This window comes from Pseudomonas sp. BS3767, assembly GCF_900099665.1.
Classification (GTDB): Bacteria; Pseudomonadota; Gammaproteobacteria; order Pseudomonadales; family Pseudomonadaceae; genus Aquipseudomonas; species Aquipseudomonas cerasi.
Genome location: NZ_FNCX01000002.1, coordinates 910733 through 930889, shown reverse-complemented (window position 1 = coordinate 930889; position 20157 = coordinate 910733). Strand labels below are relative to the sequence as shown.

Below are 20157 nucleotides of genomic sequence, written 5' to 3'. Positions count from 1 at the left end.
TCACTCAATGCAAGTGGCGGATGGGGCGATCCTTCGCCCGTCCTCAGTCAGCAACGATCAGAGCTTCACGCCCAGTGTTACAAACGCGCTGCGCGGTGTGCCCACTTGAAGGATCTGCAGGTTGCCCGCCGGGTCGGTGGCTGCGCTGGCGTCGGTGTTGAGGGTGGAGATGTAGCGTTTGTCGAACAGGTTGACCATGTTCAGCGACAGCGTGGTGTCCTTGAGGGCGCCGAGTTTGCCGAAGTCATAGCCGAGGTTGGCGTTTGCCAGCCAGTAGCCGCTGACACTGGAGTCATTGGTGTAGGTGTAATAGCGCTTGCTGATGTAACTGCCTTGCAAGCCGGCGTTCCAGTGTTCCCAAGTCCAGTCCAGGTTGCTCGAATACATCAGTTTCGGTGTATCGACTACGGTTTTGCCTTTGACATGAACGGTGTTGCCGCCGCTGGCGTAGTCATCGTCGTAAGTGCTGTGGTTGTAGGACATGGAGTTGGACCAGCGCCAGTTTTCATTGGGCGTCAGGCCGAACGACAGTTCCAGTCCTCGACTGGTGACCGAACCGACGTTGGCGACACCGTTCTGGCAGATGACGATGCCGGTGCAGTTGGTGATGGCGACCAGGCGGTTATCGAATTTGGTGTTGTAGATCGCCGCCGAGGCCGAATACAGTTTGGTGCTGCGGCGCACGCCCAATTCGACGGTTTTCGAGGTTTCCGGCTTCAGGTCCTTGAAGCCGTTCTGCGCATCGACGGCGCTCTGCGTCGTGAAGAACGGGCTGTACCCGCCACTCGGGAACGCAGCCATGTTTTCCGAGTAAGAAGTGAAGACTTCGTCGTCCTCGTCGAGTTTGTAGGTTGCGCCTATTTGCGGCAGAAACCTGTCCCGCGCTTGCAGCGAGCCACTGGCGTAACCGCCGCCTTTGCCTTCGGCTGTTGAGGTCGTCACAGTATTTTTCGCGCCGAACTCAAGTTTGAGGCGGTCATCGAGCAGGGTGTAGGTGTCGCGCAGGTAGAACTGCCGGGTCAGGTCGTTGTAACTCTGATCCAGAACGGTGGCCGCCAGGGGCAGGCCATCGGTTTTGACGATGTGGTTCTGCGGCGTCGCATTGGTGGTATCGAACAGGTAGCGCGAAATGTCGTTCTTGTTGGACTGAATCCAGAACCCGCCCTGAATTTCATGCTGGCCGAGATAGTAGGTCAGCGAGCTCTGGAAGCCGGTTCGATCGATGCCGTATTTTGTGCTGCGAATCGAATTGCTCGGCACTGTCGTCGAGCCGCTGGTGTAGACGAACGGGTAATACGAGTTGCCCCGACCCGAGTCATGGTGATGATAGACGGTCGCGTCCAGGACCAGATCATCGGTCAGCGAGAAATTGCCGTTGAGGATGTCCAGTTCGTCGTCGCGCAGGCTGCTGGCGTTGTAGGTCGCATCGTTTGCGCTGGTTACCCCGCCGGTATAAATGCCGTTGGCCGCATTGACCGCGCGGGTCCAGTCCGGCGTGTAGTAGCTCCAGTTGTAGCCCAGACGCTGGATGATGCTCTTCGACAGGTTCGGCAGGTTGGCTTCGTCATGTGACGAGGTGCTGTGGAAGAAACTGACCCGGTTGTCGCCGAAGTTGTAGTTGACCTTGGCGTTCACTGCGTCGGACTTTTGCGGGTTGCTGTGGCCTTTCCAGGCGTCGGCATCGTACTTTTCGCCTGACACGTACGCTGAAAGTCCGTTGTATTCGCCAGTATCGACCCGCATGAAAGTGCGCGAGGTGTCGTAGCTGCCCAAGGTTTGCGACAGGCGCGCGCCGAACTCTTTATCGGGATTGGAACTGGTGAACTGGATGGTGCCGCCCAGATCGCTGTTCGATGCCGTGCCCAGTGAGCCGATGCCGGGTGCCACTTCGCTGGAGGCGATGTTTTCAGCGATGATCGCGCGGGTGATGCTCAGGCCATTGAAGTTGCCGAAGCTCATGTTGCCGAGGGTGACGCCGTCCAGCGTGTAGCCCAGGTGGTGCATATCGAAGCCGCGCAGGCTGATGCGCTGGCTGCCTTCCTCACGGCCCAGCGGGTCACCAGACTGAAAGTTGACCCCAGGCAGGCGTTGCAGAACCTTCATCGGGCTGGTGCCTGCCGAGTAAGCCTTCACATCCTTTTGCGTCACGCGCTGCACCTGGCGAGTCTCGCCCTGACCGATCACTGACACCGTGCCCAGCGTCATGGCGGCGGTGTCGTCGCTGGCGGGCGCCGTTACCGAGGTGGGCACCTCGTCATCGGCCTGAATGAACGGGCTGATCAGGCACAGTGAGTTCAATGAAACCAGCAGCGCTAGGCGCGTTACCGGGAATCGAGGGGCACGCGGTATCGATCGATTGTTCATGGAAAGATTTTCCTGGGGGCGTCAGGGCGCCGCGCTTGCGGCGGGTCATGTGGTTAACGACAGGTTTTTGTTTCAGGGGCTTTCGGTAATCACCGACAGGCGACTGATGCCGGCTTTCTGCACATCTGCCAGTACCTGCGCCACGCGGCCGTAACCCGTCGCCTGATCGGCGCGCAGGCTGACGGCGACGTCCGGGTCTTTGCTGTGCAGGGCTTGCAGCGCCTCCGGAAGTTGCTCCAGCGCTACAGCTTCGCTGTCGATGAACACGCCGCCAGTGGCGTCGACACTCAGCACCACCGGGTCGGCCTGATCCAGTGAGGTGGTGGCGACGGTCTGCGGCAGGTCCAGCGGTATGGCGTTATTGAGCAGCGGTGCGGTGACGATGAAGGTCACCAGCAGCACCAGCATCACATCCACCAACGGCGTGATGTTGATGTCGCTGATTGCATCGTCATCATTGGACGTGGAGAAGGACATGTCAGCTCACTCCTTTCAGGCTCGGGGCCGTCTTGTCGCGATGGTCGGGTTGCAGCCGGAAGGCGTTGCGTTGCGAGAGGTTGAGGAAATCCACGGCGAACTCCTCAAGGTCCGCGATCACCAGCTTCAGACGCCGCCCGAAGAAGTTGTAGGCCAGCACCGCAGGCACCGCGACGGCGATGCCGACGCCGGTCGCTACCAGCGCTTCGCCAATGGGCCCGGCGACCACCGCAATGCTCGCCGACCTGGCCTGGCTGATCGCAGTGAGTGCATGAATGATCCCGAACACCGTACCGAACAGGCCGATGAAGGGCGCGGTGCTGCCGATCGATGCCAGCAGGATCATGCCGCTCTCCAGGCGACGACGTTCCTTGTGGATCTGTTGGCGCAGGCTGCGCTCGAGCAAGTCCTGGCGGTTCCAGCTGTGGCCCAGGTCCGGCGAGTCGTGGGGCGCGGCGAGGGCCTGCGCGCCGGCATCGGTCAGGCGCGCCAGGCTGCCTTCACTGTTTGGCAGGTGCAGCGCATTTTTGAGGTCGCGGGCGGCCCAGAACTGCGTGGCGTAGCGTCGGTTCTGCCGGGTCAGTCGCCAGTGCTGAAAGGTCTTGCCGAGCAGCAGCGCCCAGGTCACCAGCGAGAAAATCACCAGCAGGGCCATTGAGGATTGGGTAATGAGTACGGAGTAAGCAGTGTTCATGACGTGAGCCTCAGGGTGCGAGTTTGAAAGCCATGGGGACGTTGACCCAGCCTTCTACCGGGGTGTCGCCGCGTTTGGCGGGAATAAAGGTCCATTGCCGGACGGCTGCCTGCGCGGCGTCGTCCAGCGCCGGGACGCCGCTGCTTTGCAGCACCTGCACCTGGTCGGTACGTCCGTTGGGCAGCACATGCACACGCAGCATCGTCGTGCCTTCCTGATGGCGGCGGGCGGCGGCGGGCGGGTAGACCGGTGGCGGATTGTTCAGGTAACCGGCGCGGCCTATGGGCGCGGTGGTGGTCTGTGGTGCCGCTGGCGCAGGTCTTGGCGCTGGCGCTGCAGCAGGCGTCGGTGTGGGTGCCGCGATGGAAGGCGCCGGCGCAGCAGGTTTGGCGACAGGTTTGCTTGGTGCGCTTCTGGGCTGCGCCTTGGGCTTGGGTAGCTCGGCAGGTTTGGGCTCAGGAGGCGCTGGCGTGGGGGCTGGCTCAGGCCTGGGAGCTGGCGCAGGCGCAGGCGGCTCCGGTGCTGGCTGAGGGGTGGGCTCAGGCGGCGTCGGCTGGGCTACCGGCAGCGCAACGGGCGGCGGTACCCACTGCACGGTGATCGGCATCGGCGGGGTCGGCTCGGGCGCTTGCGGGTGATCGGCCATCAGCCACGCTGCCAGCGCGGCATGCAACCCGATCGCCAGTGCAATCGCCAATGCGGCGTGCGGCCATGTACGTGGTGCGTTGTGGCTGTGCTGCTGGACGACAAGCGACGAAGGGGCAACGTTGCAGTTACCCACAGGCTGATGGGGCCAGTGGCGTAGCTGACGCGGCGGTAAGCGGCGGGACAGTATCAGCGTTGACATGAATTCAGCTCACCCGTGAAAGAATACAAGCCCGTCGTGTTGGCGAGAGGCTCGTTTCAACTGGAGCTGATATTAATACTCGTCGTGTGTATTAATTATGACCGCCGCCGTGTGATCGTGGTTTTCTGCTGTTGAAAGTGAACCCGGCTTGTCGCGCAATTGTTCGTAAATTTCATTAGGCAAGGCATTTGCTGCAATGCTATCTGTCCAGACTTGCCAGGTTCGTACTGACACGAAAACGTATTGCCGCGCAGGCTGGGCAACAGGGCGTCACCCTCTTGATCCGCGGTTCACACCTTGGACAGAAACGGGAGAACTCGATGAAATTGCTACGTTACGGTGAAAAAGGCTTGGAGAAACCCGGGCTGCTGGATGCCAACAACCAGATCCGCGACCTGTCTGCGCACATCAGGGATATCGCGGGCGAGGCACTGAGCCCGGCCAGTCTGGCGAGCCTGGCGGCAATCGATCCTGCCAGCCTGCCGCTGGTTTCGGGCCAACCACGTATCGGGGCGTGTGTCGGGCAGGTCGGCAAATTCATCTGCATAGGCTTGAACTACGCTGACCACGCGGCAGAGTCGCAGATGGACGTGCCGAAGGAACCGATCATCTTCAACAAGTGGACCAGTGCTATTTGCGGTCCCAACGATGATGTCCAGATCCCCCGTGGTTCGCTCAAGACCGACTGGGAGGTCGAGCTGGGCGTGATCATCGGCAAGGGCGGACGTTACATCGACGAAGCCGATGCCATGGAGCATGTAGCCGGGTATTGCGTGATCAATGATGTGTCCGAGCGCGAATGGCAGCTTGAGCGCGGCGGGACCTGGGACAAGGGCAAAGGCTTCGATACCTTCGGCCCTTTAGGTCCGTGGCTGGTGACTCGCGACGAGATTGCCGATCCTCACGCGCTCGACCTGTGGCTGGAAGTGGATGGCCATCGTTATCAGAATGGCAATACGCGCACGTTGATTTTCAGTGTGCCGCAACTGATCGCCTACCTGAGCCGTTGCATGAGCCTGCAACCAGGCGATGTCATCTCGACGGGGACACCGCCGGGTGTGGGACTGGGCGTGAAGCCACAACCTGTCTTCCTGCGTGCAGGGCAACGCATGCGTCTGGGGATCACGGGGCTGGGCGAGCAGAGTCAGTTGACCGTTCCGGCCGACTGACCCGCTGCCAGCAGGGAGCTGGCAATCGGCTCCCTGTCATGCAAACTGTCAGCCCTGCACAAACGCCAGCAGGTCTTTGTTAAGCGTCTCTGCATGGGTCACTGCAAACCCGTGCGGTGCTCCTGAATACACCTTAAGTTCGGCACCCTTGATCATCGCAGCAGCCCGTTTGCCCGAGGCTTCGAACGGCACCACCTGATCATCGTCACCATGAATCACCAGGGTCGGCACATCGATTTTTGCCATGTCCGGGCGGAAGTCGGTTGCGGAGAACGCTGTCACGCAATCCAGCGTGCCCTTGAGGGAGGCGAGCAGGGCGATGTTCAGCGTTTGCGTCTGTACGCCTTCGGAGACTTTCTGGCCGTGGTTTATGCCATAGAACGTGCTGGCGAAGTCGCTGATGAACTGGGCGCGGTCCTTGAGCAGGCCTGCCATGATGCTATCGAATACGGACCGGTCGACGCCTTCCGGGTTGTCAGCGGTCTTGAGGAAGAACGGTGTGACCGAGCCCAGCAACGCCAGTTTGGCCACCCGCTTGCTGCCATGTTTGGCGATATAGCGCGTGACGTCACCGCCGCCCATGGAGAAACCCACCAGTGTCACCTCGCGCAGATCGAGGTGTTCGATCAGATCGGCGATGTCGTCAGCGAAGGTGTCATAGTCATAGCCGGTCCACGGCTGACCGGAACGACCGAACCCGCGGCGGTCGAAGGCGATGGTGCGATAGCCCCGGCTGCTCAGGTATTCCATCTGGTATTCCCACATATCCGCATCCAGCGGCCAGCCGTGGCTGAACAGGACCGGTTTGCCCGTGCCCCAATCCTTGTAATAGATCTCGGTGCCATCTTTGGTGTTGAACGTGCTCATGCAGATTCCTCTCGATGTCAGGTTCTCGATGTCGGGGTTATCGGGCGAGCGCTTTGGTGCGCAGGCGGGTGCACGCCTTCGGCAGCTCCCGATAATTCCGGCAGTGAGGGTTTTGCATAGTTCAGTCGAGAAGACTGAGCGTACTGCCCAACCGCGGTTTTCTGAAACATTGCCTCATCGTATTTCCCTGCCGAAACCGAACTTGCCGCGCATACGGGAATCAGTTCATTGGGGTCGAGGCTTGCCTTGCCCTGTCCATGGTTTGACTTGCCCATTGAAGGAGAAAACTGCGTGGCGTCTCAGCTGAAAATCTTGATCCTTTCGGGTCTGCTGTTATTCGCAGGCAGTTTCAATCTCCAGGCGGCCGATGTACCTGCATTACCGATGGGCGCGGCGGTGCCGGCAGATGACAAGGCTGCTGAAAAGGCTGACCCCAAAGCCGACCCCAAGGCTGCTGACAAACCCGCCCCGAAAGCGGATGACAAGGCGGCGGACAAGGACAAGGCCGATGCGAAACCGGCTGATGGTGCAGAGCCTGCGGCCGAGGCTCCCGAGTTGCTGGTGCAGGGCGGGTTACTCGGCGCCATCAGTACCAGCATCGATGACGTCCAGGAAAAGCTCAACCTGGATGACAATCTGTTCGACGCTTGGCAACTGCGTGCCGATCGTGCCGCCGACGAGCTGGAAAAGCTGGTCAACAAACGCACTACTCGTTCCCCATGGAGCGTCGCCGGGGACTTCCTCGCCCTGTCTTTTGTATGGATCGCATCGTTTGCGGTTCTGACCACGCTGGGTCGTTTTCTCGCCGTACGCTTGTGCCGCACACCGTTCATGCGGGTGCGCGCACGCAGTCAGGCGCTGCTCAAGTACGTGTTGCCATTTACCCTGCCAGCCATCGTCTGCCTGCCGTTGACCCTTTACGTCAGCCATTTCATGCCGTCTTCGGTAGGCCGTGCGCTGGCACTGTGTTTCGCGTATGCAACCAGCAGCGGCATCGTCTCGACTTCGGTGCTGCTCTGCGTGATCGTGATGTTCAATTTCGGCCACAAGCGTGCCGCCGTGCGCATGATTCGCCGCTACGCGCCTAGGCCATTGTTCGTGGTCGGCTTCCTCGCGGCGCTGAGTGACGCGTTGACCAGTCCGCAGATCGCCCGCCAGTTGGGCAGTAACGTCACCACCAGTGTTGCGGTGTTTACCGGGCTGTTCGCCTCGGTGGTGTTCTGCATGCTGATCATCAAGGTGCGTCGCCCGGTGGCCCACCTGATCCGTAACCGCTCATTGAGCAGTCGCCTGCAACGGCCCGCGCTGCAACAGTCGTTGAAGATATTCTCCAAGCTGTGGCACCTGCCGATCCTGCTGATGATTCTGGTCTCGGCGATCAACCTCATCGGTGCCGGTGAGGACAGTCAGCAAGCGCTGCGTTGTGCGTTGTTCACCACCATTCTGCTGATTGCCACGGTGTTCCTCAGCACCGTGTTCCAGCACCTGTTCAAACCGACCGAGACCCTGGGTCGCGGCGGGCATGTGTACAAGGCGCGTCTGTTGAGCCTGGTGTATGCGGTGCTGCGTATCGCGCTGGCCATCGGGTTCATCGAGATCCTGGGCCGTATCTGGGGCTTCTCGATGTTCGAGTTTGCCCAGCGCAACACCCTTGGCCGGGTGATCAGTGATTCACTGAGCAGCATCGGTCTGATCTTCGTCGTCACTTGGCTATTGTGGGTGGTGCTCGACACCGCCATTCAGGAAGCCCTGAAACCGCCGGTCAATCATCGCAGCGGTCGCCAGCCAAGCACTCGGGTCAAAACCATTCTGCCGCTGCTGCGTAATGCGGTAAAAATCATTCTGGTAGTGATCTGTGCGATCACCACCATGGCCAACCTGGGCATCAACGTGGCACCACTGCTGGCGGGTGCCGGGGTCGTCGGTCTGGCCATCGGTTTCGGTTCGCAGCAACTGGTGCAGGACGTGATCACCGGCCTGTTCATCATCATCGAGGACACCTTTTCGGTGGGCGACTGGGTGGTCCTCAGTACCGGCCATTCCGGGTCGGTGGAAAGCCTGACCATTCGCACCGTGCGACTGCGTGACGGCAAGGGGTTCGTTCACTCGGTGCCGTTCGGGCAGATCAAGGCCGTCACCAACCAGTCGCGGCAATTCGCTTATGCGTTCTTCTCGGTGCAGTTCACCTATGACTCGGACATCGATGACGCACTGGCGCTGATCCGCGAGACCGGCCAGTCGATCAGCGAAGACATCCTGCTCAAGCACAACCTGCAGGGACCGCTGGAGGTCTTCGGCGTCGACCGCATGGACCTCAACGGCGTGGTGCTGACCGCGCAATTTCGTACCTCTTCGGGCGGTCAGTACGCGGTGGGACGTGCGTTCAACGAGCGTCTCAAGCGGCTTGTGGACAAGAATCCGAGCGTACGCTTTGCGCAGACTTATCCACAGATGGTCATGGGGCCGGGCTTCAATAATCCGCAGGCTGGCGTCGAAGCCGAAGGGCCACCCGCGCCCTCGGACCCTGCCATGGCGACACCTTCTGCGCCTGCGCCTGCGCCCGCGCCGCTCAGTCTGTCCAAGGGCAACAGCACGCCGGGCCCGGCCGCTCAGTAACTCAACCGACATGCGCGGACGCTGCAACGCTTTGTCGCGGCGTCATTAACCCGCCAGGCTGCGCAACTGTTGGGGGTTGGCAGGCAACGTGTTATGTTTGCAGGCGTTTTTCAATTGTTCGTTTGATTATCTGATACCGAGCCTGCTGACTCTATGCGAATGCGCCTTATGCTATTGGGCGGCGGGAATGCCCTCGGGCAGGCGCTGATTCGTCTGGGTGCCGAGGAAGACATTGGTTTCCTCGCACCACGTCCACCGCAAGACGGCTGGGACGTGGCGAGCCTTACGCAACTGCTTGATGACACCCGTCCCGATGCCCTGATCAACCTTGCTTACTACTTCGACTGGTTTCAGGCGGAGACCGTGAGTGAAGCGCGCCTGACTCATCAGGAGCGCTCTGTCGAGCGTCTTGCCGAACTCTGTCAGCACCACAACATCACGCTGGTTCAGCCGTCCAGCTATCGTGTGTTCGATGGTTCCCGCGCGACGGCCTACAGCGAAAAAGACGAGCCTGTACCTCTGGGCCTGCGCGGTCAGGCCCTGTGGCGTATCGAGCAAAGTGTTCGTGCGACCTGCCCGCAACATGTGCTGGTGCGTTTCGGCTGGCTGCTGGATGACAGCACCGATGGTGTGCTGGGCCGCTTTCTCTCGCGTGCGAAAGAACCCGGAGAGCTGCTGCTCGCCGACGATCGTCGCGGCAACCCGACGCCGGTCGACGATGCGGCGCGGGTGATCATTTCGGTCATCAAGCAACTCGATTGCGAAGCGCCGCTGTGGGGCACCTACCACTACGCCGGACACGAGGCGACTACGCCGCTGGCGCTGGGGCAGGCAGTGCTCACCGAAGCGCGTCTGCTGCACGCGCTGGCTATCGAATCGCCCACTGCGCAGGCCCACGCCGCGCGCCCCGATGCAGGCGAAGAACCGCAGCACGCGGTCTTGGCCTGCAAGAAAATTCTCCACACTTTCGGCATCAAGCCCCGCGCCTGGCGGGCCGGTCTGCCAAGCCTGCTGGATCGGTATTATCGACATGTCTGACGCTCCTGTTCTGATCACTGGAGGTGCGGGTTTTATTGGCTCGCACCTGACCGACGCATTGCTTGCCAGTGGGCAGGCCGTGCGTATCCTCGACAACCTCTCGGCAGGCAAGCGCAGCAATTTGCCGCTCGATAACCCGCAGGTCGAACTGATCGAAGGGGACGTGGCCGATGCCGACCTGGTCAAGCGCGCGGCGCAGGGTTGCAAGGCCGTCGTGCACCTGGCGGCAGTGGCCTCGGTTCAGGCGTCGGTAGACGACCCGGTGCGCACCCACCAGAGCAACTTCATCGGCACGTTGAATGTCTGCGAAGCCATGCGCGAAGCGGGCATCAAACGGGTGATCTTTGCTTCCAGCGCGGCGGTGTACGGCAATAACGGTGAGGGCGAAGCGATCACCGAGGACACCACCAAGGCACCGCTGACCCCTTACGCCTCGGACAAGCTGGCCAGCGAGCACTACCTGGATTTCTACCGTCGCCAGCATGGCCTGGAACCGGTGATCTTCCGCTTCTTCAACATTTTCGGGCCACGCCAGGACCCATCGTCGCCGTACTCCGGCGTGATCAGCATCTTTGCCGAGCGTATCCGCAAAGGCCTGCCGATCAGTGTGTTTGGCGATGGTGAGCAGACGCGGGATTTCTACTACGTGGGCGATCTGCTCAAGCTGCTGCTGCAGGCTCTGTCACGAGACAGCGCCATCGAAGGCGCGATCAACGTCGGTCTGAACAAGACCACGTCGCTCAATGAGTTGCTGTCGGCACTCTCGCAAGTGGTCGGCAAACAGCCGGAAGTCAGCTATCAGGCACCGCGCTCGGGCGACATCAAGCATTCCCGCGCGAGCAACCAGCGCTTGCTGGAGCACTTCACCATCGACGAGCCAACGCCACTGGTGCGTGGGCTTGAGTTGTTGATGGGACAGTGAGTCCCGCGCTAAGTGCTTGTCGTTATCCGTGCCTCAATCAGCCCTGAAGAAGGTGCTTATGCACCAGAGCATGGAAGGCTATGACGACTGCGATGGACTGAGGCTTTGGAATATGCGGCCTCGGTTACACCGATGCACCGTCTGCACGGGTTTTACTGCCTGTTTCGGCAAATGGTGTCAGCTACCAATTGCCTGCGGCCCAACGCTGGTGTGAGATCTATTGGCTGGTTGCGCAGGATTTAGCTTCCGAATATGTAGGAGCATTCTGCATTTTTTGTAATTGATGATTTTAAGGTGTTCAGCAATTTCAATGGCTTCTAGTATCCATCGTCATTCTTATGAAGGACGCATGGCATGCAAGACGAAGATGAACTAGAGGTAGAAAATCTCGGCGAGGTCAACGTGCACCAAGTGCCGGGAGAGATCGCAGTACCGGGCTTTATTGAAGCATATTTGGCTTATCTTTCTACTGAAAAGGAAACCGATAGCGCACCGGTCATTTTGACGTCACTCCTCTTGAGTCTTATTGGGTTGCTGCTGTTTGTAGTTGGGGGCGCTTTTATCATATTTGGCCCTGACACTGTTCGTATCGACTATCTGACCGGGCTAACGTTTCTTCAGTTTCTTCAACTTTACCCAGGTCCTATCGCTTCCGTAGGTGTGCTGGTGTACGGCATCAGCACCTTTCTTCGTTCCTCGGGCATAGTTGAGCCGATGATTCCGGAGCAGTTCCTGACGGCTAATTACGACCTGAAATTGCCAGAGGGAATTGACGATGATAAGCCGCTGGCGATCACCTATGTCGGTGATGGCGTATTCAGAATTGAGGATACTGTCGGGCAGGCATAATAAGCTTCGGCCCGAAAAGACGTTCAAGAGTCTGGCCATTTTACCTCCTCAAGGCAGTTTCTCGAGGTGCGAAGAGGCAACTTGAACAGGGCTTGAGTTTCTTTGATACAGCTTCACCACTTGGGGGAAGAGCGGATCGAAAGATGCTCTGCTCATCCGCGAACTGTTGAGAACCGATAAGCGTTGTGCACTGGCACGAGCGTCAGCAGCTCCCGCAAAAAACAAAGGCACCCAATAAGGGCGCCTTTGTGCTTGTGGCGCTTAAGACGTTCAGGTCAGAACTTGTAACCCACACCCACCATGTACACCCACGGGTCGATGTCCACGTCGACCTTGGTCTTGCCGACGGCCAGGGCTGACGGGCCGTCCACGGTTGCTTTGGTATCGATGTCGACGTACCAGACCGAGGCGTTGAGCAGTACGTTGTCGGTGATCATGTAATCCATGCCCAGCTGTGCGGCCAGACCGACCGAGTCCTTGAGCTTGAGGTTGCTGAAGCCCTGATCCTTGCGGTTGCCGGTCAGGTCGGTATCGAAGAACGTGGTGTAGTTGATGCCCACGCCAGCGTACGGCTGGAATTTCGACGACGGTTCCATCGGGTAGTATTGCAACGACAGCGTCGGCGGCAGTTGTTTGATATCGGCCAGCTTGCCATCCAGGCCAGGCCCGAGGCCTTTGACCGACACAGTGTGGCTGAACGGTGTGGCGGCCAGCAGCTCGATGCCGACGTGCTGGGTCAGCATGTAGGCGAAGGTCAGGCCCAGCTGGTTTTCGCCGTCGACAGTCGCTTTGGTGCCGGAAACCTTGGTGCCGTCGAGGCGCACTTCGCCGCTGTCTTCATTGGGCTGAACGTGCGCGACACCGGCGCGAACGATGAAGTCGCCAGGCTCGTAGGCGTGTGCCGCGACCGGGGCGGTGAGGGCAAGCGCGACAAGGGACGCGCGTAGCAGATGCTTGTGCATGGAGGCTCCAGAGATCAGTCAAAATTTATGGGCGTAATGTTAAAGCGCTGTCGAGCGGCGACTTTGACTCAGCTCAATGAAATCGCTGGGAACCTCGTGATCCTTATGAATCCGGCAACTCGTAGACAAGAATCTTGTCTGCCTGCATCTGATAACCCGCTTCTGCCAGTTCGCTGGAAGACGACTTGGCCTGCATCGGTCCTTCGATCCAGTACGGCTGATACAGCTCATCGACCTTCACACCCAGCTCGCTCGTGACATGCACGATCTGGTTCGCCGGTGGCGGCGGCACATGGATGCAGGCGCCGAAATACGGCACCAGCAAAAACTCCGTCACCCGGCCTTCCTCACTGACCTCGAGCGGCACGATGTAGCCCGGTAAACGCACCAGTTTGCCGTCCAGTGCCTTGACCACCGGCGCATGCGGCGCCAGTTGGTGAGCCGCAGGCGCTGCCTCCATGGCCAGTGCATCGGACAGCTTGGACATATCGTGAAGCGGAGTCGTTACCGGCTTCACCACAGGTGCATCGGGTGGAATCATGTCATTCCAGGTCAGCTCACGCGGCTCGGCGGCCCACACTTGAGTGGTAACCGAGAACAGCAGAGTGAGTAGCATGCGCCGCATCATGAAGGTCCTCATAAACGAATCGACAGTCCATCGGCCAGTGACTGCCTGTAGGCTCGCCAGGCTGGCACGGTTCCCATCAACAGCGCGCAGCCGAGAATGGCACCGAGTAATGTCCATTCATATTGGCCAGGTGGCATAGACGACAGGTACAGACCGTAGTTGTCGAGCACGTAGTCGCGGGCCACGAAGATGCCGATATAGAGCAGCGCAAGGCCACTGATGACACCCGCCAGCGCCAGGGCGAAGGCTTCGAGTATAAGCAGACTTGCGATATGCCAGGGACGCGCGCCGACCGAGCGCAGGATGGCCATTTCCCGGCGCCGTTCATTGAGGCTGGTAAGAATTGCGGTCAGCATGCCGATCAGCCCGGTCAGTACCACGAACAGCGAAATCACGAACAGCGCCTTTTCCGCAGTGCCCATCAGGCTCCACAGCTCCTGCAGGGCCACGCCGGGCAGAATCGCCAGCATCGGCTCACCACGGTATTCGTTGATCTCGCGTTGCAGGCTGAAGGTGGAAATCTTGCTGTTCAAGCCCAGCATGAAGGCAGTGATCGCAGTCGGCGTCAGGTCCATATTGCGCGCCTGATCGGCTGAGATGCGCTCGTTGCCGCGTGCCGGGGCGCCGTTGTGCCAGTCGATATGAATGGCCTCCATGCCGCCCAGACTGATATGCAGCGTGCGGTCCACCGGCGTACCGGTCGGCTTGAGGATGCCGACCACGGTGAACGGTTTGTCGTCATGCTTGACCAGACTGATCGCGGCGACACCGTGCGCCAGGACCAGCTTGTCGCCCAGCTTGTAATGCAGCGCCTTGGCGACCTCCGAACCCAGCACCACTTCAAAGGGATCGGTCTTGAACTCGCGTCCTTCGGCCATCTCCAGGTGCTGTTGGCGGCCGAACTGATAATGCTCGAAATACGCTTCACTGGTGCCCATCACCCGGTAGCCACGATGGGAGTCGCCCAGCGAAACCGGGATCGCCCACTTGACCTGCTTGCTGTTGGCGAAGTGCTCGAAGCTGTCCCAGCGAATGTTGTTGGTGGCATTGCCGATGCGGAACACCGAGTACAGCAACAGGTTGATCGAGCCGGAGCGCGCACCGACGATCAGATCGGTGCCGCTGATGGTGCTGGCGAAGCTGGAGCGCGCTTCGGTGCGTACCCGCTCGACGGCCAGTAACAGGCAAACCGACAGGGCAATGGCGAAGGCAGTGAGGAACGCGGTGAAACGGCGATTGGCCAGGCTGGCCATGGCCAGACGAAACAGATACATCTCAAATCTCCACGGCGACGGCGGCGCGATTCAGGTCGCTCAGCGACAGATTGCGATCAAACAGCGGTGCCAGGCTCTGGTCATGACTGACGAACAGCAGGCTGGCCCCGGCCTCGCGGCACTCGGCGAACAACAGGCGAATGAACGCCTCGCGCGAGTCTGCGTCCAGCGCAGACGTAGGTTCGTCGGCAATCACCAGCTCCGGTTGACCGATCAGCGCTCGGGCGGCGGCAACACGCTGCTGTTGGCCGATGGACAGCGAGTCGGCGCGGCGTGCCAGCATCGCCGGGTCTTTCAGACCCAGGTGGGCGAGCAGGGTGGTGGTGGCTTTCTCGACGCTGCCGTGGCGTTGTCTGGCACGTTCGGTACGCACGCTGGAAAAGTGGCAGGGCAGTTCGATGTTTTCCCGCACCGATAAAAACGGCAGCAGGTTGAACTGCTGGAAGATGTAGCCGGTGTGATCGACGCGAAAGCGGTCACGCGCGGCCGAAGAGAGGGCCGACAGTTCCTGGTTCAACAGGCGAATGCTGCCGCTGACCGGCTTTTGCACACCGCCCAGCAGGCCCAGCAATGTGGTTTTGCCGCTACCGCTGGGGCCTTTGAGGAACAGGGTTTCGCCGCTTTGCAGACGGAATTCGGGGATGTCCAGCAGTTGCGGATGGCCGGGCCAGTTGAAGCGCAGGTCCGACAGTTCGATCAGTGCTTGGGTCATGGGCTGACTCACGCTCGGTTGGAAATTAAAAGACCGGGCCAGGCCCGGTCGTTGTACCGCAGGGTGCGATCAGAATTTCAGCGTCGGGTTGGCTGCGATCACTTCTGCGCCTGACTGGCCACCTGGCGAAATCAGTTGTACCTGAAGCTTCTTGGTGTCGGGAAAGGTTATGAAGATTTGCGACAGGTCGAGCTTCTTCAGAATGGCCGGTGCGTCACAGACGAACTTGTAGTGACCGTGAATTTCGCTGTGCTCATGATGATCGGCTTCGCCGTCCTTGGCGTGTTCATCGTGATCGTCATCCTTGTCGCCAAACAGCGGGCTTTCCAGCTTCACCGAAGTGGCCGAGCAATTGGCGGCATCGGCAATGCTGAACAAGGCGTTGGGCTTGAGCAGCAACTCGCGGGCCTTGGCGACTTTGGCCTTGTCTTCATCCGAGGTCGCAACGTGCTCGAAACCGACGATGTTCATGGCCGGGCTGTCAAATTCGAACTCCAGCGTCTTGCCTTCCAGCACCACATCCAGGCGTCCTACGCCGTGCTCGTGTGCACCCAGGCTGCCATGTTCATCGCCATGATCGTGGTCGTGTTCTTCGGCAGCGTGCGCAGCAACGAGTGGTAACAGGGCGAAAGGCAGGGCGAGTAGCAGACGGCGCATAGCGGGCTCCAGAACAATAATCGGAAAAACTGTTATGTGATCTTATAACAAGTGGCGACCTGCGTGGACGTGTTTTTATCCAGGCGCCGGAAGACCGGGCTTCAGCAAAGCGCTATTGACGGTCTTATCGGGAATACCCGGTCAGGGGCTTATGCCTAAGTAGTCTCACACTTAGCGTCATCAAGTCCTACTCTGGAAGATGAAAATCGCTACACCTGCGCCGGATGCGCAGGAAGGTTTTCATCCCAGCCAGGGCCTGCGCTCGACCTGGGCCGAGTGCGACATCAGGGAAGATACTCATGAACAAGCTCCATTCGAACAGGGAAGTCCTGCGTGCTGTGTACAAGGATATGGAACGTATCACCGAATTCGCCGACGCTGACATCGTGCTGCACAAGGCGGATCAAGGCGCTGGCGGTGGGTTGTCCATAGCCATCGGCAGGGAGGCAGTACTTTCCCACCAGATCAATCTGATCAGGCGGACGCATCAGACCCTGTACATGGATGTCCACGATATCGTCGCCAACGATCACTTCGGCTCGGTGCTGGGCGAGATGCGCGCCAGCTGCGGGGGAAGGAAAATCATCATGCCGTTTTGCGGCCTGTGGCGGTTTCGCGATGGCCGAATTATCGAGTACTGGGAAAACGTCTACGACGTGCGGGCGCTTGGCAATTTCATGAACGGCAAGGAACCGGTCCTCAACCAGTGGGGTTACGGTTGATCATGGGAATGCGCGCCAGCCTGTGGGAGCATGTACGCCTGACTGTCAGCAGGTGCACATCATGTTGCGTATTCGTGGAACCGTAGGCCAATGGCCGGTGGATTTGACCCTTGAACTGGACGACGGGGACTGGGCGCAACTGGGCGCGCAGCTCAAGGCAACCGCCCCGGAGGTACCCGCCGCCGTGGCCGAGAACAAGCCGCTCAATCAGGACGACAGGCTCTGGCAAGTCGCTCAGGAATTGCTGTACAAGGCCGGGCAGATGAGTGGGCCGGATCTGTTGGGGCAACTGGAAGGGTTGGCGGGCAGCACCGCAGCGGGCAAGCATCTACTGGTGCGCTTGCGCCACTCGGCGAACGTGAAAGTCGAGAGCGGCGGAGATGCGCCGCTGTACAGTTGGGTCGAAGCGACATGACCTGACTGTGCTCGGCAACAACAGGCACCCGAGCGGTGCCTGTTGCTTTGTACATTAGTACAGCGCGGCAAACAGCTTGCGACGGTACGCCGTGACCAGCGGATGGTCGTTGCCCAGCAGGTCGAATACTTGCAGCAGCGTCTTGTGCGGCAGGCCCTCGGCGTAATTGCGATTGCGGATGAACAGCTTGAGCAGGCCCTCGAGCGCAGCTTCGTACTGTTGACGCGACAACTGCTGAATCGCCAGTTGCAGTGCCGCTTCATCGTCTTGAGGGTTTTGTGCAAGACGGCTTTTCAGTTCGGCGGCGTCCGGCAGGGTCGCGGCTTGCGCGAGGAACGTCAGCTGGGCCTTGGCACCTGCCAGTTCTGCCTTGTGTGCATCACCGGTGACCGCATCCAGCACGGCCTTGGCTTCGCTCAGTTCGCCCCGTTCGGCCAGGCAGCGCGCATACAGAATCAGCGCGGCGCCATTGGTGTTGTCTTCGCCCAACAGCACCTTGAGCTGTGCTTCGGCTTCGGCGAAACGACTTTCCGCAAACAGCGTCTGTGCCTGCTTGAGCGGGTCGGCGGCTGGCGGTGGCGGCATGACTACGTGTTGTTCGAGGATCTTGCGGATTTCCGACTCGGGCTGTGCACCGGCAAAGCCATCCACCGGCTGGCCGTCCTTGAACAGCACCACGGTAGGCAGGCTGCGAATGCCGAAGCGCGCCACGATGTCCTGCTCGATGTCGCAATTGACCTTGGCCAGCAGCAACTCGCCCTGATAACTCTCGGCGATTTGTTGCAGCAGGGGCATCAAGACCTTGCAGGGCGCACACCACTCGGCCCAGAAATCGACGAGCACGGGCTGGTCGAAGGACTTGTCGATCACCAGTTGATCGAAGTTCGCGGCGGTTGCGTCGAAAATGTAAGCAGTTTCCTGGCTCATTGCACGTCTCGAAGAATCTGAATGCTGCCAACTATAAAGCCCGCAGGACAATGCTGAAAGCGGCGTCGTCTATTGGACATGATCGTTCCCGCACTCATTGCTCCTGATGCTGGCCGAAGGCCGCGGGAGCGAGCCGGGCGACGCCTCGCTTGTTCGTGAAAGGGGTGGAGAGCTCCAAGGGATTTATCGTTTGAACGACCGTCTTCGCGAACAAGTTCGCTCCTGCAGAGACCGTCTGGCTGAACGCTCACCGCGCCGCGTGATAGAGGCTCACGTCGCGAAACTCGTGCGGTTCGGCCAGGTCCGGCAGGGTGTGCGCATGCAGCATCGTCAGACGCTGGTAGGCAGTGTGCCTGAAGTCGCGCACGCGGGAATCGGCCACCAGTGCCACGCGGCCTCGGGAGAGAAAATGATCCAGCAGCGGCAGGTTGGCGCGGTCGTAGAGCACGTCGGCGACCAGAATCAGATCGAAGCGGTCCGCCTCGGCAAAGAAATCCGTCGAGTAGCTCAATGGCACCTGATTGAGTTCGGCATTGGCCCGGCAGGCAGCGAGCGCCAGTGGGTCGAGATCACAGGCCACTACCTCAAGCGCCCCTGCCTTGAGCGCGGCAATGCCTGCCACACCCGAGCCCGCACCGAAATCCAGTACCCGCTTGCCGGCCACCCAGTGCGGGTTTTCAGCCAGAAAGCGTGCCAGAGCCAGGCCGCTGGCCCAGCAAAAGCACCAGTACGGTGGATCTTCCAGAATGCGCCGCGTTTCATCCGGGCTGAAGGCGCGGTCCATGTTGGCATCGTCGATCAGCCACAGCTTCAGATCTGTGCCCGGCAGCGAAGTAATTGCCAGCCGGGCGTCGCCAAGCAGTTCGCTCAGCGCGTGTTGCAGATGTTGCGGAGCGATCATGGCGCCTTGACGAACTGCAACTGCCCCAGGGCCTGAGTCACCGGCTGATCGATGCGCATCGACGGCAGATGCAGAATCAACTGCCCGGACTGACTGGCACGGCCACGCAACTCGACGCGTCCGCCGACCGGAAAGGCTTCCGGGTTGAAGCGCAGCTGGAACGGCAATGATTGACCGTTACCCTTGAGCAGGGTGTTGGTCAGCAGCTTCTGCGGACGTCCGCGTTCGTCGATGACCAGCATCGCCAGCTCGACCTCGGCGCCGGCCGGTACGCCCAGCAACTGCCCGCTGATTTCTCGCTGGTACGGCTGCAACGGCCCTGGACCGGCGGGCAGCTTGATCGACGGTGCGACCGGTGGCGGCGCAACGGGTTTCGGCGCGTCATTGCTGCTGCACGCGGCCAGCAAGCCGATGAAGCAGAGTAGAAAAGCGGGGCGTAACGTCATCAAGAGCTCCACAAGGCAAAATTCGAAAGGCTGGGTGACGCCAAGCGTGCAGTATTACCGAGCCCGGACAATTTCACACCGCTTTAATGCGCGTCTATATACCGTAAACCCTCAGCCTTGTCTTGCCGGCAGGATGCGCTAACATGGCGCTCCCCATTCTTTCGTTGCCAGCCACCATGCACTGTCCCTTCTGCGGTGCCAATGACACCAAAGTCATCGACTCCCGCCTCGTCGCCGAAGGCGAGCAAGTACGCCGCCGACGCGAGTGCCTGGCCTGCGGCGAGCGCTTCACTACGTTCGAAACTGCCGAACTGGTCTTGCCGCGTCTGATCAAACAGGACGGCAGCCGCCAGCCTTTCGATGAAGAAAAACTGCGCGCCGGTATGCAGCGCGCGCTCGAAAAGCGTCCGGTGAGTGTCGAACGCCTTGAAGCGGCCCTGGTTCACATCAAACACAAGCTGCGCGCGACCGGCGAACGCGAAGTCAAATCGCTGGTGGTGGGTGAGCTGGTCATGACCGAGCTGCAGAAGCTCGACGAAGTGGCCTACATCCGTTTCGCTTCCGTGTACCGCCGCTTTCAGGACCTCAACGAATTCCGTGAAGAAATCGACCGTCTGGCCCGCGAGCCGGGCAAGGAATAAATGCATTGCTGACTGAACAGGCGGCTCTC

The 20157-nt window shown here is 60.1% G+C and carries 21 protein-coding genes; 8 read left to right on the top strand and 13 right to left on the bottom strand.

The genetic code is table 11. The features are described 5' to 3' along the window. Positions 1–57 precede the first annotated feature (57 nt). From BLR16_RS08680 to BLR16_RS08665, 4 genes are all read right to left on the bottom strand, one after another. On the bottom strand, positions 58–2364 hold the full coding sequence (locus BLR16_RS08680) for a TonB-dependent receptor (RefSeq protein ID WP_054081926.1): 2307 nt from the start codon (positions 2362–2364) through the stop codon (positions 58–60). Positions 2365–2436: 72 nt separating this feature from the next. Next, on the bottom strand, positions 2437–2841 hold the full coding sequence (locus BLR16_RS08675) for an ExbD/TolR family protein (RefSeq protein ID WP_065350673.1): 405 nt from the start codon (positions 2839–2841) through the stop codon (positions 2437–2439). Between the two features lies 1 nt (position 2842). Beyond that, a complete protein-coding gene (locus BLR16_RS08670; protein ID WP_003431782.1) occupies positions 2843–3535 on the bottom strand; it encodes a MotA/TolQ/ExbB proton channel family protein in 693 nt (230 codons plus the stop codon). A 10-nt stretch (positions 3536–3545) separates the two neighbouring features. Continuing rightward, on the bottom strand, positions 3546–4382 hold the full coding sequence (locus BLR16_RS08665; protein WP_074805319.1) for an energy transducer TonB: 837 nt from the start codon (positions 4380–4382) through the stop codon (positions 3546–3548). A gap of 320 nt (positions 4383–4702) precedes the next feature. Here BLR16_RS08665 and BLR16_RS08660 point away from each other — a divergent pair, with 320 nt between their 5' ends. Then, a complete protein-coding gene (locus tag BLR16_RS08660) occupies positions 4703–5551 on the top strand; it encodes an ureidoglycolate lyase (RefSeq protein WP_003368960.1) in 849 nt (282 codons plus the stop codon). Between the two features lie 48 nt (positions 5552–5599). Here BLR16_RS08660 and BLR16_RS08655 read toward each other — a convergent pair whose 3' ends face one another. After that, positions 5600–6418: an alpha/beta fold hydrolase gene (locus BLR16_RS08655; RefSeq protein WP_074805315.1), complete on the bottom strand. Its 819-nt coding sequence runs from the start codon at positions 6416–6418 to the stop codon at positions 5600–5602. A gap of 291 nt (positions 6419–6709) precedes the next feature. On the opposite strand from BLR16_RS08655, the gene BLR16_RS08650 reads away from it, so the two are divergent. The 4 genes from BLR16_RS08650 (at position 6710) to BLR16_RS08635 (ending at position 11843) form a co-directional block, all read left to right on the top strand. Next, a complete protein-coding gene (locus BLR16_RS08650; protein ID WP_072366287.1) occupies positions 6710–9034 on the top strand; it encodes a mechanosensitive ion channel family protein in 2325 nt (774 codons plus the stop codon). Between the two features lie 153 nt (positions 9035–9187). After that, on the top strand, positions 9188–10072 hold the full coding sequence (locus BLR16_RS08645; RefSeq protein ID WP_003431778.1) for a sugar nucleotide-binding protein: 885 nt from the start codon (positions 9188–9190) through the stop codon (positions 10070–10072). Next, the gene (locus BLR16_RS08640) at positions 10065–10994 is read left to right on the top strand and encodes an NAD-dependent epimerase/dehydratase family protein (protein WP_003368953.1); all 930 of its coding nucleotides are present in this window, start codon (positions 10065–10067) and stop codon (positions 10992–10994) included. The genes BLR16_RS08645 and BLR16_RS08640 overlap by 8 nt, the downstream gene beginning before the upstream one ends. Positions 10995–11348: 354 nt before the next feature. Further along, the gene (locus tag BLR16_RS08635) at positions 11349–11843 is read left to right on the top strand and encodes a hypothetical protein (RefSeq protein WP_074805313.1); all 495 of its coding nucleotides are present in this window, start codon (positions 11349–11351) and stop codon (positions 11841–11843) included. A 275-nt stretch (positions 11844–12118) separates the two neighbouring features. On the opposite strand, the gene BLR16_RS08630 is transcribed toward BLR16_RS08635, so the two are convergent. From BLR16_RS08630 to BLR16_RS08610, 5 genes are all read right to left on the bottom strand, one after another. Further along, entirely contained in the window at positions 12119–12805 is a 687-nt protein-coding gene (locus tag BLR16_RS08630) for an OmpW/AlkL family protein (RefSeq protein ID WP_003368950.1), read from the bottom strand. A 103-nt stretch (positions 12806–12908) separates the two neighbouring features. Then, positions 12909–13433 carry a DUF3299 domain-containing protein gene (locus BLR16_RS08625; protein ID WP_003431776.1) on the bottom strand — a complete coding sequence of 175 codons (525 nt, stop codon included), beginning with the start codon at positions 13431–13433 and terminating at the stop codon, positions 12909–12911. 8 nt (positions 13434–13441) lie between these two features. Further along, a complete protein-coding gene (locus tag BLR16_RS08620) occupies positions 13442–14707 on the bottom strand; it encodes an ABC transporter permease (protein ID WP_003368946.1) in 1266 nt (421 codons plus the stop codon). A gap of 1 nt (position 14708) precedes the next feature. Next, on the bottom strand, positions 14709–15419 hold the full coding sequence (locus BLR16_RS08615) for an ABC transporter ATP-binding protein (RefSeq protein WP_074805311.1): 711 nt from the start codon (positions 15417–15419) through the stop codon (positions 14709–14711). 69 nt (positions 15420–15488) lie between these two features. Beyond that, positions 15489–16076 carry a DUF2796 domain-containing protein gene (locus tag BLR16_RS08610; RefSeq protein ID WP_003368941.1) on the bottom strand — a complete coding sequence of 196 codons (588 nt, stop codon included), beginning with the start codon at positions 16074–16076 and terminating at the stop codon, positions 15489–15491. Between the two features lie 299 nt (positions 16077–16375). On the opposite strand from BLR16_RS08610, the gene BLR16_RS08605 reads away from it, so the two are divergent. Next, positions 16376–16798, top strand: coding sequence for a nuclear transport factor 2 family protein (locus tag BLR16_RS08605; protein ID WP_003368940.1), 423 nt, complete (start codon positions 16376–16378; stop codon positions 16796–16798). Positions 16799–16859: 61 nt separating this feature from the next. After that, on the top strand, positions 16860–17213 hold the full coding sequence (locus BLR16_RS08600; protein WP_003368939.1) for a hypothetical protein: 354 nt from the start codon (positions 16860–16862) through the stop codon (positions 17211–17213). Positions 17214–17267: 54 nt separating this feature from the next. Here BLR16_RS08600 and trxA read toward each other — a convergent pair whose 3' ends face one another. From trxA to BLR16_RS08585, 3 genes are all read right to left on the bottom strand, one after another. Continuing rightward, positions 17268–18140, bottom strand: coding sequence for a thioredoxin (gene trxA, locus BLR16_RS08595; protein WP_003368936.1), 873 nt, complete (start codon positions 18138–18140; stop codon positions 17268–17270). 247 nt (positions 18141–18387) lie between these two features. Beyond that, complete coding sequence (locus tag BLR16_RS08590) at positions 18388–19041, bottom strand: class I SAM-dependent methyltransferase (RefSeq protein ID WP_072366289.1); 654 nt, start codon at positions 19039–19041, stop codon at positions 18388–18390. Then, positions 19038–19487 (bottom strand): hypothetical protein, encoded by a 450-nt coding sequence (locus tag BLR16_RS08585; RefSeq protein ID WP_003368930.1) that lies wholly within the window; start codon positions 19485–19487, stop codon positions 19038–19040. The genes BLR16_RS08590 and BLR16_RS08585 overlap by 4 nt, the downstream gene beginning before the upstream one ends. A 176-nt stretch (positions 19488–19663) precedes the next feature. Between BLR16_RS08585 and nrdR the strand changes: the two genes are divergently transcribed. Continuing rightward, the gene (gene nrdR / locus BLR16_RS08580) at positions 19664–20128 is read left to right on the top strand and encodes a transcriptional regulator NrdR (RefSeq protein WP_003317051.1); all 465 of its coding nucleotides are present in this window, start codon (positions 19664–19666) and stop codon (positions 20126–20128) included. The last annotated feature ends 29 nt before the right edge of the window (positions 20129–20157 follow it).